Raw genomic sequence first — 26,680 nt, forward strand, 5'->3', positions numbered from 1 at the left:
CCGTAGGCCGGGCAAGCGCATGCGCCGCCCGGCGTTGCAGAGGAAGCACGATGACCACACCAACCAAAGAAATCATCCCTGTTAACGAGCATATCGAACTGCGTGCCGCCGACGAGCGTTACACCACCGAGCTGCATAATCTGGTGATCAAAAACCGGGCGTGGTTGCAGGACTACCTTAACTGGCCGCAATATGTCGGCACCGAAGAGGACACCCGCCAGAACATTCAGAGCAACCAGATGCTGCATCAGCGCGGTTACGCCAAAATGTTCCTGATTTTTCACGATAACGCGCTGGTGGGGGTGCTGTCGTTTAACGCCATCGAGCCGCTGAATAAAACCGGCTATATCGGCTACTGGCTGGATGAAGCGCATCAGGGGCAGGGTATTTTGTCCCAGGCGCTGGAGGCCTTTATCCGCCACTATGCCGGACGCGGAGAGATCCGCCGTTTCGTCATCAAGTGCCGCGTTGACAACGCCGCCAGCAATCAGGTAGCGCTGCGCAACGGCTTTGTGCTGGAAGGGTGTCTGAAAGAGGCGGAATTCCTCAACGGACGCTATGACGACCAGAACATCTACGCCCGGATCTGCACCTCATAATGCGCCAAGCAGCGGCGTGCGGGTGATATGTTGCGCGCCGTTAATCACCTTCTCACCACGCAGGTGGATCATCTCGCCTTCCGCCGCCTCGATCACCGCGTCATCGGTAATCTCAATATGATGCTCGATCAGCACTTCCCCGCGAATGCGCGCCCGGCCCTGAATCACCACTTTGTCATCTATCAGAATGGGTCCGCCGCGTAGCCAGGCTTCGCCGCCAATCAGCACATGGTGTTTGATGACGCAGTTGCCCTCAATCAGGGCATTTTCCGCCACCTGGGAGCTGTAGCGTAGGGTAGGGATGGCATCCTCCTCCAGCCCCGCAAGCAGGCGCGCATTGCCGTACACTTTGGCGCAGTCGCATACCCAGACGTTATTCTCTTCGTTGCCTTCGATCAGTGCGTTGTCAAAGATTTCAGCGCGATGCTCGACAAAGGCGTAGCTGACAATGGCGTTGCCGTAGATCTGTGCCTGATGCACCACCCGCGACTGGCTGACTGTCGCCTCGCCAAAAATACGCAGGATCTGTTCATTGTCCGGGGTTAACCCTTTGGCGGCGATCACCATGCTGTTGTGCAGGATACGGGCGTTCCCAAACAGATGGCATTCGCCGCGCACCACCGAAGACTGAACGGTGACGTTGTCACTTAGGTGCCCGCCGTGGCTGATCTCGGCCCCGTCCACCCAGGCGTTATCGCCGACAGACGCCTGATGACTAATTACGCAGGGCCGGGTAATGCGCGCGTTACCGTTCACCTGCGCCCCGGCAAAGACCACGCTGTTCTCGTCGTAGATCCAGCAGTCATCTTCGTGCGAGAGCGCCGATTCGTCGTCGATCCAGCCGCCCCGGGTGCCGCTTTTCACATCGCTGAAATCACGCGCGGCGATAATCTGGCGCACCTTTACCGCTGTTTTGGTCTCGCCATCCTGCCAGTGGTGCAGACGGCTTTCCTCGCTAAGTCGATATTTTTTCATCACTGTGCCCGCAGTTGTCCTCTTTACTAAACGTAGCAAACTTTAGCTTGATCGAAACACTGGCATCGGTAAATGAAACTCCTTAAACTAGCATTTCAAATATAATTTATAGATTAAAAAATATGTATAAAACGCAAGCAACTGAACGCGTTCTTAATTTGCCCGCTGGCTACTACGGTATGGTGCTGGGGACCATCGGTATGGGCTTCGCCTGGCGCTACGCCAGCACCATCTGGCCGGTGCCGCACTGGCCGGGGGAGATGCTGGTGACGCTGGCGATGGCGATCTGGCTACTGTTAACCGTGGCGTTTATCACCCGCGCGGTGCGGTTTCCCGGCAGCGTACTGGCGGAGATGCGTCATCCGGTAATGAGCAGCTTTGTGAGTCTGTTCCCGGCCACCACCATGCTGGTGGCGATTGGCTTTGTGCCCTGGTATCGCCCCCTGGCACTGGCTCTGTTTAGCGTGGGCGTGGTGGTGCAGCTGAGCTATGCGGCGTGGCAGTCCGCCGGGCTGTGGCGCGGCAAACATCCGGAGGAGGCGACCACTCCCGGGCTCTACCTGCCGACGGTGGCCAACAACTTTATCAGCGCCATGGCCTGCGGCGCGCTCGGGTTTCACGATGCCGGGATGGTGTTTCTCGGCGCGGGGGTCTTCTCCTGGCTGAGCCTGGAGCCGGTGATCCTGCAACGGTTGCGCAGCGCGGGAGAACTGCCTGCGCCGATGCGCTCATCTCTCGGTATTCAGCTGGCCCCTGCGCTGGTGGCCTGCAGCGCGTGGCTCAGCGTCAACGGCGGCGAGGCGGATACCTTTGCCAAAATGCTGTTCGGCTACGGCCTGCTGCAATTACTCTTTACCCTGCGGCTGATGCCCTGGTATCTGTCGCAGCCCTTTAATGCTTCATTCTGGAGCTTTTCGTTCGGCGTCTCGGCGCTGGCCACCACCGGTTTGCATCTGGGGCAGAGCAGCCCGTCCGGTTTCTTTCACGCCATCGCCATTCCGCTCTTTATTTTTACCAACGCCATCATTGCGCTATTACTGGTGCGTACGTTTATCCTGTTGATGCAGGGAAAACTGTTGGTTCGTGCAGACAAAGCAACGCTTATGCAAGCTGAGGAAAAAGAATGACTGTGTTTGATGAGAACTACTTTACCGAAAAATATGGCCTGACCCGTACCCACTCCGAAGTGCTGTACAGCGCCGGGATTGTTAAGCCGGGCAAGACGCTGGATCTCGGCTGCGGCAACGGGCGAAACAGCCTCTACCTTGCGGCGAACGGCTTTGACGTCACCGCGTGGGATAAAAGTCCGATGGGCATCGAGAATATCGAGAGCATCAAGGCGAAAGAGGGGATCACTAACCTGCAGACGGCGGTCCAGGATCTCAACACCCTGCGCTTTGACGGCGAATACGATTTTATTCTTTCCACCGTGGTGATGATGTTCCTGCAGGCGGAAACCATCCCCAATCTTATCGACAACATGCAGCGCTGCACGAAACCGGGCGGGTATAACCTGATTGTGGCGGCAATGGATACCGACGATTATCCGTGCAACGTCGGCTTCCCGTTCGCGTTTAAAACCGGCGAGTTAAGCGACTACTATGCAGGCTGGGAACTGCTGAAATATAACGAGGATGTGGGCGAGCTGCACCGCACCGACGCCCAGGGGAACCGCATTAAGCTGCGCTTTGCCACGATGCTGGCGCGTAAACCGGCGTAACCGTTCTTGCCCGGCGGCGCTGCGCTTGCACGGGCCTACAAGGCCGTAGGCCGGGTAAGGCGCAGCCGCCACCCGGCGTATCCGCGAATACAATAGTAAATATGTTCGTTATCAGACTCTGGCCAGATTTTTCCGGCCTTTTTTATTTGCATCAAGGAAACAGCAGATCATTTTATATCCCGTCGTACGAAAGTTGACGGATGATTTTTTAAGCTATAGCGTGGGCTGGCATGTAAGTGCATAACAATACAGGATTTTCTTAAATGAAGCTTAACTCAAATGGCAATTCCCGCGTATTTATGGCTTAAAGACGACGGCGGTGCGGATATTAAAGGTTCTGTCGACGTCTATGGGCGTGAAGGCAGTATAGAAGTCATCGGCTTCAATCATGGCGTAATGCAACCCACCGACAAGCACAACGGTAAGGCAACAAGCCTGCGTGTACATTCTCCTTATTCATTCGATAAAGAGATCGACGCCTCCAGCCCCTATCTCTACAAGGCCGTTAGTACGGGCCAGAAGCTTAAATCCGCTGAGATAAAGTTTTACCGAATCAATGACGCAGGACAAGAGGTGGAATACTTTTCAACCCTTATGGAGGGCGTAAAGGTTGTCAGCGTCTGCCCGATGATGCTGGATGTCAAAGACCCGGATTATGAGAAACATAATCACATTGAACTGGTAGAGCTGTTGTATGAAAAAATAACGTGGCGCTATGCCGATGGTAACATTATGCATGCAGACAGCTGGAACGACCGTAAGACGGCATAAGGAGAAGGTTATGGGATGGAAGTATGAGCAGTCGACTGGCAAGATGTATAAAGATGGCAAGCTAATCGAGACCGGCTACTCCGGCGCACTCACCAATAAAAACAATCCTGACCGTCAGCATGTCAGGGGATTGGGACCTATACCAAGAGGGACCTATAAAATCGCAGGGCATTCAAATTCAAAAGGACCGGTAACTATCATTCTTGAGCAAGTCACCGGTGAGAGCTTTGGCCGCTCAGCGTTTCGTATACATGGTGAACGAATCGAAGGACCTGCAGGGTTCGCATCTGCAGGCTGTATTATTCTTTCGTTGTCGACACGTCGGCAGATAATCCGCGACAGCACCGATCTGGAGGTGGTGCGATGAAATGGCTGGCCGTTTTCCTGCTAGCGCTTATCTCACTTCCGGCAATGGCTGAAGAAACAGATTGGCCTTCCGCTCTGCGCGGCGTGGCTGCTGGCGAGGCGGAGTGGATTGAACAGATCCCGGCGCTGGCTGCAATCGCTGACGTTAAGCAGGCTCAACAACTTGAAGACGCGATGGCCTCAGCCTTGTCAACGAACACCACCGTTACGCTCCGGGTGCTGCAAACCATTGATGCTGGAAAATGGCCGCACATGATTGGTAGCGACATCATCTGTACCCCTCCGACCGAGAAATCAGCGGCAGAGATCGAGGCGTTCTACCAGCGTACGCGGCAGGCGCTACTGAAAACGAGCGATGGCGCTAAGTGCCTCTGGATACTCGAAGCATCCTGGGAAGAGCTTAAAGCAGATAATAACCGTCAGGTTAAATAAAAAATTAACCCGGTCATGTCATGGCCGGGTTCTCCAGTTTGCGCACGTTAAGTGAAAACGGAATAAAACGTCGACCCGCTTAACGCGCCGCCAGCAGACAGAGCTGCAGCGCCGTGTTGTACGACGCCTCGAACGATTTCAACGGTAAAAACTCAAACTTCGAGTGGAAGTTATGGGCCCCGGTGAAGAAGTTCGGGGTCAACAGTCCCTTCGCCGAAAGCGCTGCACCGTCGGTGCCGCCGCGCATCGGGGTCGGTTTTGGCGTGATGCCTAAACTTTCCATCGCCTCGAACATCAGGTCGATTGCCCGGCGATCGTCACCCACCGCATTGCTGATGTTGCTGTAGGTATCTTCGATGTGCCAGCTCACCTGCGCGGTGGGATGTTGAGCCGCAATCTTCTCCGCCACTTCGCCAATTTGCGCCTTACGGGCGGCAAAGCTCTCACGGTCGAAATCACGAATGCTCGCCTTCAGCAACGCCTCGTTCTGTCCGGCCTGAATGCCGTTAAACCAGATATAACCATCCCGGCCCTCGGTATGCTCCGGGGTTTGCAGACGATCGAAATGGTTGATGTAGTCGGTTGCCATCAGCAGCGGGTTCACCAGCACGCCCTTCGCCGACATCGGGTGCGCCGTCACGCCGGTAAAGCGAATCTCCGCCGCCGCCGCGTTGAAGTTCTCGTAAACAATCTCCCCGAGCTCGCAGCAGTCGATGGTCCAGGCGAAATCGACATCAAATCGGGCCAGATCCAGCGCTTTCGCCCCGCACAGGCCAATCTCTTCGTCCGGCACAAAGGCCACCACGATGTCGCCATGCTGATGCTCAGCAGTGAGGTTCTCCAGCAGCGTCATCACCACCGTCACCGCCGATTTGTTATCGGCACCCAGTACGCTGGTACCGTCGCTGAAAATGATCTCTTCATTGGGGTAAGCGAGGATTTCAGGGTGTTCGCTGACCCGCAGCCAGATATCTTTTTCCGCATTCAGGCAGAGATCATCTCCGGTAAAGGTGAGGATCTGTGGATGAATATCCGGTGACAAACCGACGTCAACGGTATCGATATGGGTGATAAAACCGATTCGCGGCGCGCCGGGTACATTGCCCTTTTTTACCGCGGTGACGGTGGCAAATTCGTCGATCACGATCTCCGACAAACCCAGCGTTTGCAGCTCTGCGGCCAGCATCCGTGCCATCTCATGCTGGCCGGGTGTGGAGGGCAGGGTTTTCACCTTTGGGTCGCTCTGGCTGGTGACGGCCAGGTAGCGAAAGAAGCGTTGGGTTAATTGTCTGGCGAGCGCAGAAGCCATGGTGGATCCTTCTTTATTTGAGTTATCAGGTGTTTGCTAAATCACTTTAATGATATTTATGGTTTGGCACGACAAAAATTCATTAGCCGTCAAATTAAAAGACAGGAAAACGCGATGAAAAGCAACCTCACAAAACTGGCGCTAACCGTCGCCGCGCTGACGGTCAGTTCCACCGTTGCCGCTAAAACGCTGGTCTATTGTTCCGAAGGATCGCCTGAGAACTTTAACCCGCAACTCTATACCTCGGGCACCAGCGTGGATGCCAGCGCGGTACCGGTATATAACCGGCTGGTGGATTTTACGCCTGGCACTACCGATCTGGTGCCGAGCCTGGCCGAAAGCTGGGAGGTGAGCGAAGACGGTAAGGTCTACACCTTCCATCTGCGCAAGGGGGTGAAGTTCCAGAGCAACAAGCTGTTCACCCCAACGCGAGACTTTAACGCCGATGATGTGATCTTCTCGTTTATGCGGCAGAAAGATCCGAAGCATCCCTATCACAACGTCTCTAACGGTAACTATTCGAATTTCGAAAGCCTGGAGTTTGGCAAGCTGATTACCGCCATTGATAAAGTGGACGATCACACGGTGCGCTTCACCCTCGCTCATCCGGAAGCGCCATTTGTCGCGGACTTAGCATGGTACTTCGCCTCGATCCTCTCCGCCGAGTATGCGGATGCGATGATGAAAGCCGGCACGCCAGAGAAGGTGGATATGGAGCCGATTGGCACCGGGCCGTTTAAGCTGGCGAAATACCAGAAAGACTCGCGCATTCTGTTCACCGCCTTCCCGGAATACTGGCAGGGTAAAGCAAAACTGGATCGTCTGGTGTTCACCATCGTCCCGGACGCCTCGGTGCGCTTCGCCAAGCTGGAGAAAAACGAGTGTCAGGTAATGCCATTCCCGAACCCCGCCGACCTGCCGCGGATGAAGGCCAATAAAGATCTTAACCTGATGAGCAAGGCCGGGCTGAATACGGGTTTCCTGTCGTTTAACACCCAGAAACCGCCGCTGGATAATGTCAAAGTGCGTCAGGCGCTGGCGATGGCTATCAACAAACCGGCCATTATTGAGGCCGTCTTCCAGGGTACCGGCACTGCTGCCAAAAACCTGCTGCCGCCGGGCGTCTGGAGCGCAGACAGCGAGCTGAAGGATTACGATTACGATCCGGAAAAAGCCAAAGCCCTGCTGAAAGAGGCCGGGTTTGCCAACGGGATGACCATCGACCTGTGGGCGATGCCGGTGCAGCGTCCGTACAACCCGAATGCCAAACGGATGGCCGAGATGATTCAGGCCGACTGGGCAAAAGTTGGCGTGCAGACCAAAGTCGTCACCTACGAGTGGGGTGAATATCTCAAGCGGGTGAAGGGCGGCGAGCATCAGGCGGCGCTGATGGGCTGGACAACCGCAACGGGCGACCCGGATAATTTCTTCGGTCCGCTCTTTACCTGTACCTCGGCCAACGGCGGTTCTAATTCCGCGAAATGGTGTTATCCGCCATTTGATAAAATTATTGCCGAGGCTAAATCCATTACCGATCACGATAAAAGGGTCGCGTTATATAAACAGGCGCAGCAAATGATGCACGAACAAATGCCGGCGGTAATGATTGCGCACTCAACTATTTTCGAACCCGTCCGTAAAGAAGTCACGGGCTATGAAATAGACCCGTTCGGTAAACATTTATTCTGGCAAGTGGATGTAAAATAATCATTTATCACTGCCCGTTATCGTTACGGGCAATTTTTTTCAATTTGTGCTCTCTTCCTCATTTATTGTCACTTTTTTTCCTGCCAACTTTTGCTATAACTTCAATTGCATATTTGCACTTCACAGGGATACACCCATTATGCGTACTAACACTTTATTTAAAGTTGCCGCGCTCTCCGGCCTGTTGCTTCTCGCCGGCTGTGCGTCAAAAGTGGCCGCGCCTGATCAATATTCAGGTTTTTTAAAAGACTACTCAGGGCTTAAAGAAACGACTTCCGCTTCGGGCAAACCAACGCTGCGCTGGGTTGATCCGTCTTATAACGAAGCGAATTACGACAGCATTATCTGGAACAATATCACCTATTATCCGGCACCAAAGCCAACGACCCAGATCGGCCAGCGTACGCTGGATGAACTGTTAAACTACACCAACACCAAAATGAAGACTGCTATCGGCCAGCGTAAGCCGATTGTGACGACGCCAGGCTCACGTAGCCTGATCTTCCGCGGCGCCATTACTGGTGTGAGCTCGCAGAAAGAAGGTCTGCAGTTCTATGAAGTTGTCCCTGTTGCGCTGGTCGTGGCGGGTACACAAATGGCAACCGGCCACCGTACCATGGATACCCACCTCTACTTTGAAGGCGAGTTGATTGACGCTAAGACCAACAAGCCGGTTATCAAAGTCGTGCGTAAAGGGGAAGGTAAAGAGCTGAGTAATGAAAACACGCCAATGACCTTCGCAACCCTGAAGCAGGTTGTGGATGACATGGCGACCGATGCCACCATGTTTGATGTGCATAAAACCCAATAATATCAGGCCGGCCAGCCGCGTGCAGGCCGGTTTTTTTACGCCGTTCGCAACCGTCTGAACCAGTTCTCCGGGCGGGCAAACATCACCAGATTCCCCGTTAAGATCAGCAGCAGCCCGGCAATGGCGTTGCTGTGCCAGACATAGCCTTCGTACACCGTCGAAAATGAGAGTGCGACCAGGGGGAACAGCAGGGTGCTGTAAGCCGCCTTGCCTGCGCCAATTCTTCCTACCAGCGTGAAGTAGGCACCAAAGGCAATCACCGAGCCAAAGAGCGCCAGATAGAGCAGCGCACCCATGTAGCTTACCGACCAGACCGGCGTAAAATCATCCCCGCGGATCAGCGCAATTGCCCCCATCACCAGCGTACCGTAGAGCATCGCCCAGGCGTTGGTGGTCATGGTCTCCAGACCGTTGCGCTGGTGGCGCAGGCTGATCATATTGCCGAGCGAAAAACCGTAAGTGCCCAGCGCCGAGAGGGCAATGCCGAACAGCAGACCGGCACTCCAGCCGCTGGCCAGCAGATCGTTCCAGAAGAGCGTAATAATGCCGAGCAGCCCCAGCGCCGCCGCCAGATAAAAACGCGCGGGCGGACGCTGACCAAAAAAGAGAAAACTGTTCAGGGCGTTATAGAGCACCGCCATGGAGAAAATTACCGACTCCAGCCCGGTATTGATATACGCCGCCGCGGTGTAAAAACACCAGAAATTAAAGCAAAAGACGCAGCATCCTTGCAGGCCGCAAAACAGATGGTCGCGCAAGGCCAGCGGACGCAGGCGGCGCAGAACCAGCAGCACCGCCATGATGGTGGCGGTGGCGACGGCAAAGCGCCAGAAAATAGAGACCGGCGCGGGGACCGGCCCCTGTTGTAGATAGATAGCAATCCAGGTGGTTCCCCAGATAATCACGACCAGAGCGTACAAAAATGCGTTCATCTTATTTCTCTTATCAGCAAAGTCTGCGGTCAGTATGGCGGCAGGGAGAGCGACCTTCTTTCACAGACTTGCGCCGGACTTGCATATTCTTGCGCTTTTTTCCTGACCCGGGGTGGTACTGAAGGGCAGTTCTTTTTAGACTTGTTAACTCTTATTAACAACGGTGTGAGTGGTTATGGCTGAGACCTACGGTGCCTTTGAAAATCTGCGCAAACATAAAGCGGTATTGCACAATGCCGTGGCGCTGAATTCAGGGATCCAGCTGGCGGCCTGGTCAAACAAGCGCGACACCATTACGCAGTACTGCGATCACCATACGCTCAGCCTCTATATTGCCGACGGCTACGAGAGCTATCACAAAACTACAGCGGGCTGGAAAAACGGTGGCGGGCCGGACCGTTTCTGCCTGATGCCCAAAGAGAGCGAGTCCACCTGGGATATTCGCGACGATCTGTCGTTTGTGCATCTCTACTGTACCGATGACCACCTGCGTAACGTCGGGGAGCAGGTGTGGGACAAAAGCCCCTACAGCTTTACCCTGGACGAAAATCTGTTTGGTGACGACGCCAGTATTACCGCCCTGTATCGCCATTTTATCCTTGGCTGCGACTGGCAGCAGTCTGCTAACCAGCTCACGCTGAGTACCGCCTCCACGCTGCTCCTGACCCATCTGGTGCAGCACTACAGCAACGTGCAGTGGTCGCTGCCGACCATCACCGGCGGCCTGTCGCCGTTCGTCCTGCGTAATGTGCTGGCGTTTATCGAAGAGAATCTGGCCCAGCCGCTGACCCTGGCGGATTTGGCGGCCCAGGCCAGCTTAAGCGAGTTTCATTTTGCCCGCATGTTCCGTCAGTCGATGCAGATGGCGCCGCACCAGTACGTGATGCAGCGGCGGATGGAGAAGGCCAAAACCCTGGTGCGGACCACCCGCCAGCCGCTCACCGACATTGCCCTGGCCTGCGGATTCAGCTCCGCCAGCCATTTCAGCAACCGCTTTCGCGCCGCCACCGGGCTTACGCCGTCCCAGCTACGTGCGGCGAGTGCGTAGCAGCAGGGCGTAGCAGACGCCGCCCGCCACCAGCCCCCAGAACGCCGAGCCAATCCCCGCAAGGGTTGCGCCGCTGGCGGTCAGCAGAAATGTCACGATGGCGGCATCGCGTTCCGCCTCATTATGCAGGGCCTGATGCAGACTGCCGCTGATGGTGCCCAGCAGCGCCAGACCTGCCAGCGTCTGGATCCAGCTTAATGGAAGGGCCGCCATCAGCCCGCTAATCGAGCCGCCGAAAATGCCAGCCAGCATGTAAAAGACGCCCGCCGCAGCCGCAGCCAGCCAGCGTTTACCGGCATCCGGGTGCGCATCCGGGCTCTGGCAGATGGCGGCGGTGATCGCCGCAATACAGATGGAGTAGACGCCAAACGGCGACAGCAGCAGCGCCAGCCCGCCGGTGACAATGATGAGCGGCGAGACGGCCACCGGATAGCCGGAGGCTTTCATCGTGGCGAACCCCGGCGCATTCTGTGACGCCATGGTGACTAAAAAGAAGGGCAGGCCGATGCTGATAAGGGTGGTGAGGTTGAAGGTGGGGGCGATAAATTCCGGCATTATCAGCGCGAAAGTCAGCTTTTTCGTGACAACGTCACCTTTCAGCGCCGCCACTAATCCGCCCACCAGAAGGGTGGCGACGATGGCGTAGCGCGGAGCAAAGGCTTTGGTCAGCAGCCAGGCCAGCAGCATACTGCCACACAGCAGCAGATGCCCCTCCAGATTGCTGAAGGCCTGTAACCCAAAGCGCAGCAGCACCCCGGCAAGCATCGCCGCCGCCAGTGAATGGGGGATGATCTTCATTAGCCGGGCAAACAGGCCGCTGACGCCACAGATAACGATCAGGGCATTGGCAAAAATAAAAATGCCGATGGTTTCTGAAAGCGTGACCCCTTGCAGGCTGGTCGCCAGCAGGGCGGCACCCGGTGTCGACCAGGCGGTAAGCACCGGTGCTTTATACCACCATGACAGCCCCAGCGTGCTGATCCCCATCCCCAGACCCAGGGCGGTCATCCAGCCTGCAATCTGCGGGGCCGTAGCGCCTGCCGCTGCCGCCGCTTGCCAGATAATGGCGGCAGAGCTGGCGTAGCCCACCAGCACGGCAACGAAACCGGATAAGACGGTTGGAAAGGTGAGCGAAGATGCGCGCATGGGAGCTCCGTTGTGCGTTATAACAGCCGTGAATGTAGCACTGTGCGTTATAGCATACAAGTGGTACACTCGCGGCAAGAGGAGGGGCTATGGACATTACGCAACATCTTGCAATTACGCTGAAAACGCTGCGCCAGGCGCGCGGCTGGAGCCTGTCGAAGCTGGCTGAAGAGACCGGGGTGTCAAAAGCGATGCTCGGCCAGGTGGAGCGGAACGAATCCAGCCCGACGGTCTCGACGCTGTGGAAAATCGCCACCGGGCTGAACGTGCCGTTCTCCACCTTTATCACGCCCGAAGCGGAAAACCCTCCGGTATTCGATCCCCAGCAGCAGGCGATGGTGGTGAAACCCCTCTTTCCCTGGGATGAGGCGCTGAAATACGATCATTTCTCGATTACCCTCGCGCCGGGTGCCCTCAGCGAATCCACCCCGCACGAGGCCGGGGTAATTGAGCATGTGGTGGTGATAAGCGGTGAGCTGGAGATGCAGATCGACGGCGTCTGGCAGACGCTTTTGCCCGATACCGGCCTGCGTTTTGCCGGGGATAAACCGCACGCCTACCGCAACAGCAGCGGCCAGACGGTGCACTTTCACTCACTCATCCATTATCCCCGATAAAGACACGCAAAACTGTTTCACTGGCCCATACTTCTGACTACAATAGCCGCCATTTTGACCATAACGGATAACGACGAAGTATGCGCCTGCCATCCCATCATCTTGAACTTTTAAGCCCGGCTCGTGACGCCGCCATTGCCCGTGAAGCGATCCTTCATGGTGCCGATGCGGTCTATATCGGCGGCCCTGGTTTTGGCGCCCGCCATAATGCCAGCAACAGCCTGCGCGATATCGCCGACCTGGTGCCGTTCGCTCACCGTTTTGGGGCGAAAGTGTTCGTGACCCTGAACACCATTCTTCACGATGATGAACTGGAACCGGCGCAGCGTCTGATTACCGACCTGTATCAGACCGGCGTTGATGCGCTGATCGTCCAGGATATGGGTGTCCTTGAGATGGATATCCCGCCGATCGAGCTGCACGCCAGTACCCAGTGCGATATCCGCACCGTGGAAAAAGCGAAGTTCCTCTCGGATGCCGGTTTTACCCAGATCGTGCTGGCCCGTGAACTGAACCTCAATCAGATCCGCGATATCCACCAGGCGACCGACGCTACCATCGAGTTCTTTATCCACGGCGCGCTGTGCGTGGCCTACTCCGGGCAGTGCAACATCTCCCACGCCCAGACCGGACGCAGCGCCAACCGCGGCGACTGCTCCCAGGCGTGTCGTCTCCCCTATACCCTGAAAGACGATCAGGGCCGGGTGGTGGCTTTTGAAAAGCACCTTCTGTCGATGAAAGACAACGACCAGACCGCCAACCTGGGTGCGCTGATCGATGCGGGCGTGCGCTCCTTCAAGATTGAAGGGCGTTACAAGGACATGAGCTATGTGAAGAACATCACCGCCCATTACCGCCAGATGCTCGATGCCATTATTGAAGATCGCGGCGATCTGGCCCGCAGCTCCGCCGGCCGTACCGAGCACTTCTTTATTCCGTCTACCGACAAAACCTTCCATCGCGGCAGTACCGACTACTTTGTGAATGCGCGCAAAGGGGATATCGGCGCGTTCGATTCGCCAAAATTTATCGGCCTGCCGGTGGGTGAAGTGCTGAAGGTCTCCAGAGAGCATCTGGATGTGGAAGTGACCGAACCGCTGGCGAATGGCGATGGCCTGAACGTGATGATCAAACGTGAAGTGGTCGGCTTCCGCGCCAACACGGTGGAGAAAACCGGTGAAAATCGCTACCGCGTCTGGCCAAACGAAATGCCTGCCGACCTGCATAAAGTGCGGCCGCATACCCCTCTGAACCGCAACCTGGACCATAACTGGCAGCAGGCGCTGCTGAAAACCTCCAGCGAGCGCCGCGTTGCGGTGGACATCGAGCTGGGCGGCTGGGAAGAGCAGCTGATCCTGACCATGACCAGCGAAGACGGTACCAGCGTGACCCACACCCTGGACGGGCAGTTTGAGGTAGCGAACAACGCCGAAAAAGCGCTGAATAACCTGAAGGATGGCGTCGCTAAGCTGGGTCAGACTATCTATTACGCCCGGGATATTCAGGTCAACCTGCCTGGCGCGCTCTTTGTGCCGAATAGCCTGTTGAACCAGTTCCGTCGCGAAACGGCCGAGATGCTGGACGCCGCGCGCCTGGCCAATTACCCGCGTGGCAGCCGCAAAGCGGTCTCTGTACCGCCGCCGGTCTACCCGGAAACGCATCTCTCATTCCTGGCGAACGTCTACAACCACAAGGCGCGGGCGTTCTATCAGCGCTATGGCGTGGAGCTGATTGATGCCGCGTATGAAGCCCACGAAGAGAAGGGCGACGTACCGGTGATGATCACCAAGCACTGCCTGCGCTTCGCCTTTAACCTTTGTCCGAAACAGGCCAAAGGCAATATCAAGAGCTGGAAGGCGACGCCGATGCAGCTGGTGAATGGTGATGAGGTGTTAACCCTGAAATTTGACTGCCGACCATGCGAGATGCACGTCATCGGCAAGATGAAAAATCACATCCTTAAAATGCCTCAGCCGGGCAGCGTGGTGGCTTCCGTCAGCCCTGACGATCTGCTCAAAACGCTGCCGAAGCGTAAAAGCGTTTAATTAACGAAAATGTGTATCCGGTTTGCGCGACTTCTGCCAGTGGTGATGTTCGCGCAAGCCGTCTGCCGACTCTTCTGCCACCACCCGTAACTCATCGCTGTCCGCCTCGTGGCGGAGCTGCTGATCGACGTTCTTCACCCAAAAAAATTCATGCCCTTTATGGCTGGCCATCAGTTGGCCGGAGAATAGGGCGCAAGTGAGCATTATTGCTGATAACGTTTTTTTAAACATCTTGCCACCGGTTGATTACGTTTGCGGAGTATGATGCCGGTAGTTTCGTGAGGTTATTATTCGGTTTTTTAAAGGCGGGAAAGGATTTGTTGGGATTTGTAGGGAGTGATGACACGAATTGTTGGGGTGAGGTAGCAACAGCGTTTTTTAGTTTATAGCGATAAAATAGTTCAAGTGAATAAATTACTTACAGCGACGCCCATGTCCGGCTGAAAATCGCTGAGGCGTTGACCGCAGGCCGGGGCGAGGCGCATGGACGCGCCGAGAGGGCATAGCCTGCATGGATGCAGGCTGGTGCCCGACCCGATAGCCGGAGGGAATAAGCCGAAGGGACCGCGAAGCGGCGATTTTCTTGCCGGGAGCCGGGATTGTTAAGGGGGCGGCGATAGCCCCCTTAACACGTTCACAGGTGACGTTGTTTTAAGAGAAACTGAGAACGTATAGTGAACGGAACGACCTCCTCAGTCGCATGTTCCCCTTCACAGCATCAATGTGACTTAAACCCCGCCGCCGTCATCAGCACACGGAAGAAAAACCCCACCAGCGCCAGCGCCAGCACGCTGCCGCCCCAGATAATCACCATCCACATCAGACGTTTCCAGACAGGTTGATTCATCAATGATAGCCCTCCCCAGGCTGGACTTTTCCGCGAAATACGTAGTAACTCCAGAAAGTGTAGACAAGGATGATCGGGATAATAAACAACGCCCCCACCAGCATAAAGCCCTGGCTCTGGGCAGGCGCAGCGGCCTGCCAGAGGGTGATGGCCGGCGGAATGATATACGGCCAGATGCTGATCCCAAGCCCGCTAAAGCCAAGAAAGATTAACCCGAGAGTCAGCACAAACGGCAGATGGTGGCTATGCGGGTTATCCAGGCAGCGCCACTGCCACAGGCCCAGCAGCGCCACCAGTAGCGGAACCGGCAGCAGGAAGAACAGGTTCGGCAGGCTAAACCAGCGTTCGGCTATGGCCGGGTGCGCCAGCGGTGTCCAGAGGCTGATCGCCGCAATGATGACCAACAGCGCCAGCAGCAGGCGCTTCGATATCTGACGCATCCGACCCTGGAGCGGGTTTTCACTTTTCATTACCAGCCAGGTGGCACCCAGCAGGGCGTAAGCCACCACCAGCCCCAGGCCGCAGAACAGGCTGAACGGGTTAAACCAGTCGAACGGCCCCCCGGCAAAAGCGCGGCCGCTGACCGGGAAGCCGGTGATCACCGCGCCCACGACCATCCCCTGGGTAAAGGTGGCGAGCAGTGAACCGCCAATAAACGCCTTATCCCAGAAGGGACGGTGTGCGGGCGTCGCCTTAAAGCGGAACTCGAACGCCACACCGCGGAAAATCAGCCCGATCAGCATCAAGGTCAGCGGAATGGTCAGGGCATCAATAATCACCGCATAGGCCAGCGGAAAGGCGCCGAACAGCGCGGCTCCGCCCAGCACCAGCCAGGTTTCGTTCCCGTCCCATACCGGGGCGACGCTATTGACCATCACGTCCCGGTCATCCGCGTCCTTGATGGCGGGAAACAGAATACCGATGCCGAGATCGAAGCCGTCCATCACGATGTACATCAGGGTGGCAAAGACAATAATCACAAACCAGATCAGGGAGAGATCGATGCCCATTATGGTGTCTCCTTGTGAGTGAATTCAGCGCTCGCAGCCGAGAGCGGGCGCGCCGGGCGGCCATCGTTTTCGGTCGGGAAGCTCTCTTCTTCCTGCGGCCCTTTTTTAATCAGGCGCACCATGTAGCTGTAGCCGACGCCAAAGACCGAGGTGTAGACCACGATAAAGGCCAGCAGGCTGACGCTCATGTGCAGATCGCCGTGGGCCGATACGGCATCTCTGGTGCGCTGGAGTCCGTAGACCACCCAGGGCTGACGGCCCACTTCAGTGGTCACCCACCCGGCGAGAATCGCAATTAAGCCCGACGGTCCCATCAGCAGGGCAAACCACAGGAAAGGCCGGGAGTAATAGAGCCGCTGCCTGTAGCGCAGCCACAATGCGATCGCGCCCAGGAGCAGCATCAGCAGGCCCAGCCCGACCATAATGCGGAACGACCAGAAGACGATGGTTGAGTTGGGCCGATCCGCTTTCGGAAACTCTTTCAACGCCGGAACCTGCTTATCCAGGCTGTGGGTGAGGATCAGGCTGCCGAGCGCCGGGCTCTCCAGCCCGTAGCGGGTGCGCTCCTGCGCCATATCCGGCCAGCCAAACAGCAGCAGCGGCGTCGGCTCGCCGGGCGGGTTCTCCCAGTGGCCCTCAATGGCGGCAATTTTGGCCGGCTGATGCTTCAGGGTGTTGAGGCCATGCATATCCCCGACCATCGCCTGAATGGGGGCGACGATCAGCGTCATCCAGAGCGCCATGGAGAACATGCGGCGAATGGCGGGGGTATTGTTCCCGCGCAGCAGATGCCAGGCCGCCGAGGCCGCGACAAACAGCGCGCTGCTGAGAAACGCGGCAATCGACATATGCAGCAGGCGATAGGGGAAGGAGGGGTTGAATACCACCGCCAACCAGTCCACCGGCACCACCTGGCCGTTGACGATCTCATAGCCCTGCGGAGTCTGCATCCAGCTGTTGGAGGCGAGGATCCAGAAGGTGGAGATAATCGTGCCCAGCGCCACCATGCAGGTGGCAAAGAAGTGCAGCCCAGGCCCCACTTTGTTCCAGCCGAAGAGCATTACCCCAAGGAAACCCGCTTCGAGGAAGAAGGCGGTGAGCACTTCATAGGTCAGCAGCGGGCCGGTAATGCTGCCCGCAAACTGGGAAAAACCGCTCCAGTTGGTGCCAAACTGGTAGGCCATCACCAGCCCGGAGACCACGCCCATGCCAAAGTTGACGGCGAAGATCTTCGACCAGAAATGGTACAGCGAGCGCCAGACGGGGTTTTTGCTTTTCAGCCACAGCCCCTCCAGTACCGCCAGATAACTGGCGAGGCCAATGGTGATCGCCGGGAAAATAATGTGGAAGGAGACAGTGAAAGCAAACTGGATCCTCGCAAGAACAAACGCATCTAAACCAAACATGCACAACCTCAAGGTCAATCGGTGTGACTGTTATGGTAAATCAGCGAGAAAATCAGTATCAGAGACAGAAAAGTGGAATTTTTGTATAACAGTTTTAAGAAAACAGGGCGTTATCCGGGAGTGTTATAGTCAGTTGCCACCACGCCCGGCGGCGCTTCGCTTGCGCGGGCCTACGGGCAGGGGGTTGTAGGCCGGGTAAGGCGATAAAGGGGCGAGAGCCCCTTTACGGTTAGTGGGCCTTACGTTTTTGCATATGACGGGAGATTAGCCAGATTAAAAGCGTGGTTAAAAGCAACGATAACAGAGACAACGCGAAAATGTAGCGGTCGTACCATTCGGCCTCGGTCAGAAAACCAAATTTATCCGTATAAAGGTCATATAGCCAGATATCGGGCATAACGATACAAATTAACGAATAAACCAGACACAGAAGAGCTAACTCCATCAACCATATCATTACAGTAGTACTGGGTTTCATTAATATACCTGTATGGTGCCAAATGCTTTAAGCTCGGCCGTAATGGGTAAAGAACCTGCGCTTAACAATGCGTGATGGAGGATTTGATAGTGGGAATGATTTGGCAATGTTATGCATCCTTCGCTAATTCCAGAACTGCCTGCGGGATGCAGGCGAAAAGCTCCGCGCTCTACGTTGTCTATAAAAGTTGAATCATCGATAGCCCCGTCGTCCCGGTATAATGCAAACCAAAAGTCCCGGTTTGAACCGCTCTCGAGTTCTTTAAGCATATCGTGCCAACGGGATCGAAGCCCTCCCCGGGAACGCGTAACAATGAAATATTTTCCAGGCGGCAATGGCCCTTTCTTTTTCATAGCAATAGAATCTGGATTATTTCGGTTGGCACCGGCGTGTCCCGAATAAGCCGGAAAGAAACCAACGCCAGGACAACTTAGAGTGGACATCTGCCCACCATTTAAATGAAATGTACAACGAATCATCTCTCATTCCATGCATCAGAAAAAATAATATTTCCATCGCAATGTTTCCAGGTGATTTTTTCATAGCGCAGGGAGATTGATTCAAGATGATTATGTTTTTCCGTCGAAGGGTTTTTTATATCATGCATGAGAGGGCAAACAGACACGACTTTTACCCCTTCAAGAAACATATTAAAGTACTCTTCTTCCTGCCCGGCATGATTGATCCGGTACCATTTAAACTCGGCAGATTTTAGCGTTTGCCCTCTGGCAACAGCTTTATAAAGATAAGGGCTGGAAGAGTCGAACTCTTTCTCAAATACAAGAGCACTATGGACGCGTGTGCCGGTTATCTTTCCAGTATTACTATCCGTAGGTAAATGCAGGCCGTGACCAAATCCGAATATTTCTATACTGCCTTCACGATCGCGGATATCCACAGACCCGCAGATATCCGCTCCTCCGTCGTCCTTTAACCACAAATACGCAGGGATTGCCATCTCAAACTCCTTTTGTCAGCCAGCTTAAAAACAGCCATTACTTAACATCGGATGTTTAATAAAGACCAGGTATATCGTGCCATAGTCATGGCAAATATATTTTGCAGTTATATAAATTAAATCAATTTAAAGGTGTGAGTAAACGTCCCGTGTATTATCTATTTCACGGGACCTCTATTATTTTACGCGTCCCGCCACCCCATCGCCGGTGCTACATGCGTCAGAATCGACTCGATCACATGCACGTTATACTCCACGCCCAACTGGTTCGGCACCGTCAGTAACAGCGTATCCGCCTCGGCGATCGCTTCGTCCTGTTTCAACTGGGCAATCAGCTTGTCCGGCTCGGCGGCATAGCTGCGCCCGAAGATGGCGCGGGTTTTCTCATCCAGATAACCCACGCTGTCGCTTTCGTTACGGCTGGAGCCGAAGTACATCCGGTCGCGATCGTCCATCAGGGCGAAAATGCTGCGGCTGACCGAGACGCGTGGGGTGCGGGTATGGCCCGCTTCGGCCCAGGCGGCACGGTAGGCGCGGATCTGTTTTGCTTGCTGAATATGGAACGGCTCGCCGGTTTCGTCGTCTTTCAGGGTAGAGCTTTGCAGGTTCATCCCGAGCTTCGCGGCCCACACGGCGGTGGCATTAGAGCCTGCGCCCCACCAGATGCGATCCCGCAGACCTTCGGCGTGCGGCTCCAGGCGCAGCAGGCCCGGCGGGTTAGGGAACATCGGCTGTGGGTTGGGTTTAGCAAACCCTTCGCCGCGCAGCACATCCAGCAGCACTTCGGTGTGACGGCGCGCCATATCCGACTCGTTTTCGCCCTCCGCGGGCACATAGCCAAAGTAGCGCCAGCCATCGATCACCTGTTCCGGCGAGCCGCGGCTGATCCCCAGCTGTAAGCGTCCACCAGAGATCAAATCGGCTGAGCCCGCATCTTCCGCCATATAGAGCGGGTTTTCATAGCGCATATCGATTACGCCGGTGCCGATCTCAATCCGGCTGGTTTTTGCGCCAATGGCGGCCAGCAGCGGGAAGGGGGAGGCGAGCTGGCGGGCAAAATGGTGCACCCGGAAGTAAGCGCCATCCGCGCCCAGCTCTTCGGCGGCGACCGCCAGATCGATAGACTGCAGCAGCGCATCAGCGGCGCTGCGGGTGCCGGACTGCGGTGACGGCGTCCAGTGACCAAACGATAAAAAACCGATCTTTTTCATTCCGGGGTTTCCTGATTTTTGAGAAACAACATAACCCTTACTTTACGGATTACCCGGCGAGAAGAAATGGCGTTTATTTCACAGATGGGGTCAAAAAATTTGAATGAATTCAGCGGCTCTGCCTGTTTTATGGAATGTTAGCGTAAATACCGCTTGCATCCTTCCATCATTAATGCGTTAATGCTCTTTCGGTTTGAAATCCAAAAAATATCTGAAGCAGTTTCTAAAGCAATCTCATCACGTTGTGCCTCTCCACAGTCGCTCCTGGGTTTTATCTTTACGCTCTGATTAGTTTTGTCTCAGACCCTTATTGCCTTTAAGGCCCATTAGTTTTTACGTGTATACGTACAGGAGATTTACATGAGTTCTACTATCCATTTTCGTTGCCCATGCTGTCATGGTTCGCAGTTCCGTACTTCTATTTTCGACGTGTCTGAAAAAAATCCACACGGTGCGAAGTGCATTTTCTGCAAATCTTCCATGATCACCCTCGACCATTTAGCGGCCTCCCGTCATGCCCGCCAGGTCCCGTTTGAGCTGCGTAAGTAATTCAGTCAGGCGCCGTCACGCCTGCTGACATTCCTCTCTCACCTATAACAGTTTATTAATTCTGCCTTTTTTCTCCTGCTGATATACTATGTAACGCAGCAAGGAGAACCCGATGAAAAAATACCAGCGCCTGGCGCAGCAAATCATTTCGCAGATCGACCTGGGCGTCTGGCAGCCCGGCGATAAGCTGCCCTCCCTGCGTGAGCAGGTGACCAGCAGCGGGCTGAGCTTTATGACCGTCGGCCATGCGTACCAGATGCTGGAGAGCCAGGGGCATATTGTGGCGCGCCCACAGTCGGGTTATTACGTCGCCGCCCGTCCCAGCGGAGAGCAGCCGATGCCCCCCGCGCAGGTGATGCGCGACGAAGCGGTGGATATCAATACCTATATCTTCGATGTGCTGCAGGCCAGCCGCGATCCCGCGGTGGTGCCCTTTGCCTCGGCCTTTCCCGATCCGCGCCTTTTTCCCTTACAGCAGCTGAACCGCTCCCTGGCGAACGTCAGTAAAACCGCCACCGCCATGAGCGTGATCGAGAACCTGCCGCCGGGCAATGTCGATCTACGCCACGCCATCGCTCGCCGCTATGCGCAACAGGGGATGAACATCTCCCCGGATGAAATTGTGATTACCGCGGGCGCGCTGGAAGCCCTGAACCTCAGCCTGCAGGCGGTCACCGAGCCGGGCGACTGGGTGATTGTGGAGAATCCCTGCTTCTACGGCGCGCTGCAGGCGCTGGAAAGGCTGAAGCTGAAGGCGCTGTCGGTGGCAACCGACGTGCGCGACGGTATCGATCTCAACGCCCTGGCGCAGGCGCTGAACGACTACCCGGTAAAAGCCTGCTGGCTGATGACCAACGCGCAAAACCCGCTGGGCTTTACCCTCAGCGCCGATAAAAAAGCGCAGCTTGTCGAATTACTCGCCCGGCACAACGTCACCCTGATTGAAGATGATGTTTACAGCGAGCTCTATTATGGCCGCGAAAAGCCGCTCCCGGCGAAAGCCTGGGATCGCAGCGACATGACCCTGCACTGCTCCTCCTTCTCCAAATGCCTGGTGGCCGGGTTTCGCATTGGCTGGGTCGCCGCCGGGAAACATGCCCGCCGCATCCAGCAGCTTCAACTAATGAGCACCTTATCCACCAGCTCCCCAATGCAGCTGGCGCTGGTGGATTATCTCGCCACCAAACGTTATGACGCCCACCTCAGACGCCTGCGCCGCACCCTGGCTGAGCGCAAGCAGCAGGCGTGGCAGGCGCTGCTGCGCCATCTGCCCAATGAGGTGAAAATTCACCACAGCGACAGCGGCTATTTTTTATGGCTGGAGCTGCCCGCGCCGCTGGACGCCGGGGAGCTCAGCGCCCGGGCGCTGAAGCACCACATCAGCATCGCGCCGGGCAAAATGTTCTCCACCTCCGATACCTGGACGCCGTTTTTCCGCTTTAATACCTCGTGGGCCTGGGGAGAGCGGGAGGAGCAGGCGGTGATCCAGTTAGGGCAAATAATTAGCGGAATGTTAAAAACGCAAAAATAAGTTTTTCTCGCTATTGATCGCAGCCGCTAAATAATCATTTCTTATCCCCTTAATCACGCCGCAATTAATTTGCGGCGTTTTTTATTATCGCTCATAGGAAATATGCATAACCTCTTCGCCTGCTAACCCCTTGTCTATAATCCAGTTACCGGGGAATGCGCCCCCGGTCACAACCTGGCGAAATTTCTCATGCCTGCCGGGTGCGCTGCAATGGCGCGGTCTACGTTTAATTAAGGAGATATTCTACCGGCACGGCTGCCTTCTGATTTCATTACGACAGGAGTAATACGTATGAGCAAAACATTTGCCCGTAGCAGCCTGTGCGCGCTCGGCATGACTATTTTGACTGCGCAGGCGGCAGAGCCGCCAAAAGAGATCGGCAAAGGTGAAGGACGTCTGGATATCATTGCCTGGCCGGGTTATATCGAACGGGGCGAGACCGATAAAAACTACGACTGGGTCACCCAGTTTGAAAAAGAGACCGGCTGTAAAGTGAACGTCAAAACCGCCGCGACATCCGATGAGATGGTGAGTCTGATGGCGAAGGGCGGTTACGACCTGGTGACCGCCTCCGGAGACGCCTCCCTGCGCCTGATCATGGGCAAACGCGTTCAGCCCATCAATCCGGACCTGATCCCCAACTGGAAAACCCTCGACCCCAGGATCGTCAAAGGGGAGTGGTTCAACGTTAACGGCAAGGCCTACGGCACGCCCTATCAGTGGGGGCCAAACCTGCTGATGTATAACACCAAAACCTTCCCGACCCCGCCTGACACCTGGGGCGTGGTGTTTAAAGAACAGACCCTGCCGGACGGCAAATCCAACAAAGGGCGCGTGCAGGCCTACGATGGGCCGATCTACATCGCCGATGCGGCGCTCTATGTCAAAGCCACCCAGCCGGATCTGGGCATCACCGATCCCTACCAGTTGACGGAAGCGCAATACACGGCGGTGTTAAACGTGTTGAAAGATCAGCATGCGCTGGTCCACCGCTACTGGCACGACACGACGGTGCAGATGAGTGACTTCAAAAACGAAGGGGTGGTGGCCTCCAGCGCCTGGCCCTATCAGGCCAACGCCCTGAAAGGGGAGAATCAGCCGATAGGCACCGTCTTCCCGAAAGAGGGGGTGACGGGATGGGCGGATACCACCATGCTGCACGCCGATGCCAAACACCCGATGTGCGCCTATAAGTGGATGAACTGGTCCCTGACGCCAAAAGTACAGGGCGACCTGGCGGCGTGGTTCGGTTCCCTGCCGGTGGTGGCAGAAGGCTGTAAAGCCAGCACCCTGCTGGGCGACAAAGGCTGTGAAACTAACGGCTACACCTATTTCGACAAGATCCTGTTCTGGAAAACCCCAGTAGCCAACGGCGGCAAATTTGTCCCTTACAGCCGCTGGGTTCAGGACTATATCGCCATCATGGGCGGTCGTTAAGCGCAGGGAGCGAATTATGACCTACGCAGTAGAGTTTAACGATGTCTCCCGCCTGTATGGCGACGTGCGTGCGGTGGATGGAGTAACGATCCGGATCCGTGACGGGGAGTTTTTCTCCATGCTGGGGCCTTCGGGCTCCGGCAAAACCACCTGCCTGCGCCTGATTGCCGGTTTCGAACAGCTGAGCGGCGGCGCTATATCTATCTTTGGCAAAGATGCCAGCGAACTCCCTCCGTGGGAGCGCGACGTCAATACCGTCTTTCAGGACTATGCCCTGTTTCCCCATATGACCATCCTCGAGAATGTGGCCTACGGGCTGATGGTGAAGGGGATCAACAAGTCTACCCGCCAGGCTCAGGCCCGCGAGGCGCTGGAGAAGGTCGGGCTCAGTTTTGCCGAAGCGCGCAAGCCTTCCCAGCTCTCCGGCGGCCAGCGTCAGCGGGTGGCGATTGCCCGGGCGCTGGTCAATCAACCCCGTGTTCTGCTGCTGGACGAACCCCTCGGCGCGCTCGATCTCAAGCTGCGGGAGCAGATGCAGTTTGAGCTAAAAAAACTGCAGCAGGAGCTGGGGATCACCTTTATTTTCGTCACCCACGATCAGGGGGAAGCACTGTCGATGTCCGACCGGGTGGCGGTCTTTAACAACGGGCGAATCGAGCAGGTGGATACCCCGCGCGAGCTCTATCTGCGTCCGCGCACCCCGTTCGTCGCCAGCTTCGTTGGCACCTCGAACGTCTTTACCGATACCACCGCCCGGCGCGTCTGCGGCATGACCGGTAGCTACTCCCTGCGCCCGGAGCATATTCGTCTGGACGGCCAGGGTGAAATCCAGGTGCAGGGCCAGGTGCAGGCGGTGCAGTTTCAGGGGGCGGCGACCCGTTACGAGCTGCGGCTTGCCGAGGGGGAGAAACTGCTGGTGAGCCAGGCTAACCTGACCGGCTCTGCGCTGGCCCCGGGGGTTGAGGCCGGACAGCAGGTGACCGCGTCGTGGGCGCGCGACGCTATGGTGCCGCTGCATGAGGAGAGGTGAAATGGATATGAGCGTTTCGCCGCCACCGGCTTCGCACGGCCTGCCGGGACGACTGTCGGCGCTGTTCTGGCGCAGGCCGTCGCTGGGGCTGTTTTTACTCCTGCTCGGGCCGCTGATGTGGTTTGGCATTGTCTATCTGGGGTCGCTGTTCACCCTGCTGTGGCAGGGCTTCTACACCTTCGATGACTTCACCATGGCGGTCACGCCGGATCTGACCTTCGCCAACATCCGCGCGCTGTTTAATCCCGCCAACTACGACATTATCCTGCGTACCCTGACGATGGCGATTGCCGTCACCATCGGCAGTGCGATTCTGGCCTTCCCGATGGCCTGGTATATGGCGCGCTACACCCACGGAAAGTGGAAAGCCTTCTTCTATATCGCGGTGATGCTGCCGATGTGGGCCAGCTATATCGTCAAGGCCTATGCCTGGACGCTGCTGCTGGCAAAAGATGGCGTGGCGCAGTGGTTTCTCAGCCATATGGGGCTGGAGCCGCTGCTCACCTCGCTGTTGACGGTGCCGGGCGTGGGAGGCAGTACGCTCTCCACCTCCGGGTTGGGACGCTTTCTGGTATTCGTCTATATCTGGCTGCCGTTTATGATCCTGCCGGTGCAGGCGGCGCTGGAGCGGCTGCCGCCGTCGTTGCTGCAGGCCTCTGCCGATCTCGGTGCCCGGCCGCGGCAGACCTTCCGCTATGTCGTGCTGCCCCTGGCGATCCCGGGCATCGCTGCCGGGTCGATTTTCACCTTCTCCCTGACGCTGGGCGACTTCATCGTGCCGCAACTGGTGGGGCCGCCGGGCTACTTTATCGGCCAGATGGTTTACTCCCAGCAGGGGGCGATTGGCAATATGCCTATGGCGGCGGCCTTTACGCTGGTGCCGATTGTTCTCATCACTGTCTATCTGGCGTTCGTGAAGCGCCTGGGAGCGTTTGATGCACTCTGAACGCGCACCGCTGTTTCTGAAAATCGCCACCTGGGGCGGGGTGATCTTCCTCCACTTCCCGCTGCTGATTATTGCCATCTATGCTTTTAATACCGAGGACGCGGCCTTCAGTTTTCCGCCACAGGGACTGACGCTGAAGTGGTTCAGTGCCGCGGCGACGCGCAGCGACATTATTGAAGCCGTGACGTTGTCACTTAAAATCGCGGCTTTGTCGACGGCCATTGCGCTGGTGCTGGGCACTCTGGCGGCCGCGGCGTTATGGCGGCGGGAGTTCTTTGGCAAGAACGCGGTATCGCTGATGCTGATCCTGCCCATCGCCCTGCCGGGAATCATCACTGGTCTGGCGCTGCTGACGGCGTTCAAGACCATTAATCTGGAGCCCGGTTTCTTTACCATCATTCTCGGTCACGCCACATTCTGCGTGGTGGTGGTGTTCAATAATGTGATTGCCCGTTTCCGGCGCACCTCCTGGAGCCTGGTTGAAGCCTCGATGGATTTAGGTGCCAACGGCTGGCAAACCTTTCGCTATGTGGTGCTGCCCAATCTGGGCTCGGCGCTGCTGGCGGGGGGCATGCTGGCGTTCGCCCTGTCGTTCGATGAGATTATCGTGACGACCTTTACCGCCGGACATGAGCGCACGTTACCGCTGTGGCTGTTAAACCAGCTTGGGCGTCCGCGCGATGTACCGGTAACAAACGTGGTGGCGCTGCTGGTTATGCTGGTGACCGCCATTCCCATTCTGGGGGCCTGGTGGCTGACCCGCGACGGCGAAAACGTAGCCGGAAGCGGGAAATAACCT

Annotated in this window: 28 protein-coding genes; 17 read left to right on the forward strand and 11 right to left on the reverse strand. The window is 56.3% G+C overall.

Translation table 11 applies throughout. The features are described from left to right. Positions 1-50 precede the first annotated feature (50 nt). On the forward strand, positions 51-599 hold the full coding sequence (rimL, locus tag DVA43_RS05700; protein ID WP_114314854.1) for a 50S ribosomal protein L7/L12-serine acetyltransferase: 549 nt from the start codon (positions 51-53) through the stop codon (positions 597-599). Here the strand turns inward: rimL and ydcK are convergent. Continuing rightward, on the reverse strand, positions 594-1,574 hold the full coding sequence (gene ydcK / locus DVA43_RS05705; protein WP_114314855.1) for a YdcK family protein: 981 nt from the start codon (positions 1,572-1,574) through the stop codon (positions 594-596). The two genes, rimL and ydcK, sit on opposite strands and share 6 nt — an antisense overlap. Before the next feature lie 122 nt (positions 1,575-1,696). Between ydcK and tehA the strand changes: the two genes are divergently transcribed. From tehA to DVA43_RS05730, 5 genes are all read left to right on the forward strand, one after another. Next, on the forward strand, positions 1,697-2,701 hold the full coding sequence (tehA, locus tag DVA43_RS05710; RefSeq protein ID WP_114314856.1) for a dicarboxylate transporter/tellurite-resistance protein TehA: 1,005 nt from the start codon (positions 1,697-1,699) through the stop codon (positions 2,699-2,701). Beyond that, positions 2,698-3,294, forward strand: coding sequence for a tellurite resistance methyltransferase TehB (gene tehB, locus DVA43_RS05715; protein ID WP_114314857.1), 597 nt, complete (start codon positions 2,698-2,700; stop codon positions 3,292-3,294). The genes tehA and tehB overlap by 4 nt, the downstream gene beginning before the upstream one ends. A 279-nt stretch (positions 3,295-3,573) precedes the next feature. After that, positions 3,574-4,065, forward strand: a complete 492-nt coding sequence (locus DVA43_RS05720) for an Hcp family type VI secretion system effector (RefSeq protein WP_114314858.1) — start codon at positions 3,574-3,576, stop codon at positions 4,063-4,065. 10 nt (positions 4,066-4,075) lie between these two features. Further along, the gene (locus DVA43_RS05725) at positions 4,076-4,432 is read left to right on the forward strand and encodes a tlde1 domain-containing protein (RefSeq protein ID WP_114314859.1); all 357 of its coding nucleotides are present in this window, start codon (positions 4,076-4,078) and stop codon (positions 4,430-4,432) included. Beyond that, positions 4,429-4,863, forward strand: coding sequence for a hypothetical protein (locus DVA43_RS05730; RefSeq protein WP_114314860.1), 435 nt, complete (start codon positions 4,429-4,431; stop codon positions 4,861-4,863). The genes DVA43_RS05725 and DVA43_RS05730 overlap by 4 nt, the downstream gene beginning before the upstream one ends. Positions 4,864-4,942: 79 nt before the next feature. Here the strand turns inward: DVA43_RS05730 and pepT are convergent, their stop codons facing one another. Beyond that, positions 4,943-6,172, reverse strand: a complete 1,230-nt coding sequence (pepT, locus tag DVA43_RS05735; RefSeq protein ID WP_114314861.1) for a peptidase T — start codon at positions 6,170-6,172, stop codon at positions 4,943-4,945. Positions 6,173-6,286: 114 nt separating this feature from the next. On the opposite strand from pepT, the gene DVA43_RS05740 reads away from it, so the two are divergent. Both DVA43_RS05740 and DVA43_RS05745 read left to right on the forward strand, forming a co-directional pair. Continuing rightward, positions 6,287-7,879, forward strand: a complete 1,593-nt coding sequence (locus DVA43_RS05740; RefSeq protein WP_103822070.1) for an ABC transporter substrate-binding protein — start codon at positions 6,287-6,289, stop codon at positions 7,877-7,879. Between the two features lie 139 nt (positions 7,880-8,018). Further along, positions 8,019-8,690 (forward strand): DUF3313 domain-containing protein, encoded by a 672-nt coding sequence (locus tag DVA43_RS05745; RefSeq protein ID WP_114314862.1) that lies wholly within the window; start codon positions 8,019-8,021, stop codon positions 8,688-8,690. A gap of 35 nt (positions 8,691-8,725) precedes the next feature. Here the strand turns inward: DVA43_RS05745 and DVA43_RS05750 are convergent, their stop codons facing one another. Then, entirely contained in the window at positions 8,726-9,622 is an 897-nt protein-coding gene (locus DVA43_RS05750; protein ID WP_103822068.1) for a DMT family transporter, read from the reverse strand. A gap of 175 nt (positions 9,623-9,797) precedes the next feature. Between DVA43_RS05750 and DVA43_RS05755 the strand changes: the two genes are divergently transcribed. Next, positions 9,798-10,670, forward strand: coding sequence for an AraC family transcriptional regulator (locus tag DVA43_RS05755; RefSeq protein ID WP_114314863.1), 873 nt, complete (start codon positions 9,798-9,800; stop codon positions 10,668-10,670). Here DVA43_RS05755 and DVA43_RS05760 read toward each other — a convergent pair. After that, complete coding sequence (locus DVA43_RS05760) at positions 10,650-11,816, reverse strand: benzoate/H(+) symporter BenE family transporter (RefSeq protein ID WP_168194644.1); 1,167 nt, start codon at positions 11,814-11,816, stop codon at positions 10,650-10,652. The two genes, DVA43_RS05755 and DVA43_RS05760, sit on opposite strands and share 21 nt — an antisense overlap. Before the next feature lie 89 nt (positions 11,817-11,905). On the opposite strand from DVA43_RS05760, the gene DVA43_RS05765 reads away from it, so the two are divergent. Together DVA43_RS05765 and DVA43_RS05770 are read left to right on the forward strand one after the other, a co-directional pair. Continuing rightward, a complete protein-coding gene (locus tag DVA43_RS05765; protein WP_103179718.1) occupies positions 11,906-12,433 on the forward strand; it encodes a helix-turn-helix domain-containing protein in 528 nt (175 codons plus the stop codon). A gap of 80 nt (positions 12,434-12,513) precedes the next feature. Continuing rightward, the gene (locus DVA43_RS05770; protein ID WP_114314865.1) at positions 12,514-14,478 is read left to right on the forward strand and encodes a U32 family peptidase; all 1,965 of its coding nucleotides are present in this window, start codon (positions 12,514-12,516) and stop codon (positions 14,476-14,478) included. On the opposite strand, the gene DVA43_RS05775 is transcribed toward DVA43_RS05770, so the two are convergent. The 7 genes from DVA43_RS05775 to DVA43_RS05810 form a co-directional block, all read right to left on the reverse strand. Next, positions 14,479-14,709, reverse strand: coding sequence for a DUF2554 family protein (locus tag DVA43_RS05775; protein ID WP_114314866.1), 231 nt, complete (start codon positions 14,707-14,709; stop codon positions 14,479-14,481). Positions 14,710-15,196: 487 nt separating this feature from the next. Next, complete coding sequence (locus DVA43_RS05780; RefSeq protein WP_103822063.1) at positions 15,197-15,325, reverse strand: DUF2474 domain-containing protein; 129 nt, start codon at positions 15,323-15,325, stop codon at positions 15,197-15,199. After that, positions 15,325-16,335 (reverse strand): cytochrome d ubiquinol oxidase subunit II, encoded by a 1,011-nt coding sequence (gene cydB / locus DVA43_RS05785; RefSeq protein ID WP_114314867.1) that lies wholly within the window; start codon positions 16,333-16,335, stop codon positions 15,325-15,327. The genes DVA43_RS05780 and cydB overlap by 1 nt, the downstream gene beginning before the upstream one ends. After that, entirely contained in the window at positions 16,335-17,741 is a 1,407-nt protein-coding gene (locus tag DVA43_RS05790; RefSeq protein WP_114314868.1) for a cytochrome ubiquinol oxidase subunit I, read from the reverse strand. Before DVA43_RS05790 ends, cydB begins: the two co-directional genes overlap by 1 nt. A gap of 477 nt (positions 17,742-18,218) precedes the next feature. Next, positions 18,219-18,698: a DUF2778 domain-containing protein gene (locus tag DVA43_RS05800; protein ID WP_114314870.1), complete on the reverse strand. Its 480-nt coding sequence runs from the start codon at positions 18,696-18,698 to the stop codon at positions 18,219-18,221. Next, complete coding sequence (locus tag DVA43_RS05805) at positions 18,695-19,177, reverse strand: Hcp family type VI secretion system effector (RefSeq protein ID WP_114314871.1); 483 nt, start codon at positions 19,175-19,177, stop codon at positions 18,695-18,697. Before DVA43_RS05805 ends, DVA43_RS05800 begins: the two co-directional genes overlap by 4 nt. Before the next feature lie 182 nt (positions 19,178-19,359). Next, a complete protein-coding gene (locus DVA43_RS05810) occupies positions 19,360-20,388 on the reverse strand; it encodes an LLM class flavin-dependent oxidoreductase (RefSeq protein WP_114314872.1) in 1,029 nt (342 codons plus the stop codon). 360 nt (positions 20,389-20,748) lie between these two features. Between DVA43_RS05810 and DVA43_RS05815 the strand changes: the two genes are divergently transcribed. The 6 genes from DVA43_RS05815 to DVA43_RS05840 all read left to right on the forward strand — a co-directional run bounded on the left by DVA43_RS05815 (position 20,749) and on the right by DVA43_RS05840 (position 26,677). After that, on the forward strand, positions 20,749-20,937 hold the full coding sequence (locus DVA43_RS05815) for a hypothetical protein (RefSeq protein ID WP_039028652.1): 189 nt from the start codon (positions 20,749-20,751) through the stop codon (positions 20,935-20,937). A 112-nt stretch (positions 20,938-21,049) separates the two neighbouring features. After that, positions 21,050-22,468, forward strand: coding sequence for a PLP-dependent aminotransferase family protein (locus DVA43_RS05820; RefSeq protein WP_103822058.1), 1,419 nt, complete (start codon positions 21,050-21,052; stop codon positions 22,466-22,468). A 291-nt stretch (positions 22,469-22,759) separates the two neighbouring features. Further along, on the forward strand, positions 22,760-23,905 hold the full coding sequence (gene ydcS, locus DVA43_RS05825; RefSeq protein ID WP_114314873.1) for a putative ABC transporter substrate-binding protein YdcS: 1,146 nt from the start codon (positions 22,760-22,762) through the stop codon (positions 23,903-23,905). 16 nt (positions 23,906-23,921) lie between these two features. Further along, on the forward strand, positions 23,922-24,935 hold the full coding sequence (locus DVA43_RS05830) for an ABC transporter ATP-binding protein (RefSeq protein ID WP_114314874.1): 1,014 nt from the start codon (positions 23,922-23,924) through the stop codon (positions 24,933-24,935). 1 nt (position 24,936) lies between these two features. After that, on the forward strand, positions 24,937-25,881 hold the full coding sequence (locus DVA43_RS05835; RefSeq protein WP_114314875.1) for an ABC transporter permease: 945 nt from the start codon (positions 24,937-24,939) through the stop codon (positions 25,879-25,881). Then, a complete protein-coding gene (locus DVA43_RS05840) occupies positions 25,871-26,677 on the forward strand; it encodes an ABC transporter permease (protein WP_103822054.1) in 807 nt (268 codons plus the stop codon). Before DVA43_RS05835 ends, DVA43_RS05840 begins: the two co-directional genes overlap by 11 nt. Positions 26,678-26,680 lie beyond the last annotated feature (3 nt).

Origin of the sequence: Leclercia sp. W6, from assembly GCF_003336345.1 — a bacterium.
Lineage (GTDB): Bacteria > Pseudomonadota > Gammaproteobacteria > Enterobacterales > Enterobacteriaceae > Enterobacter.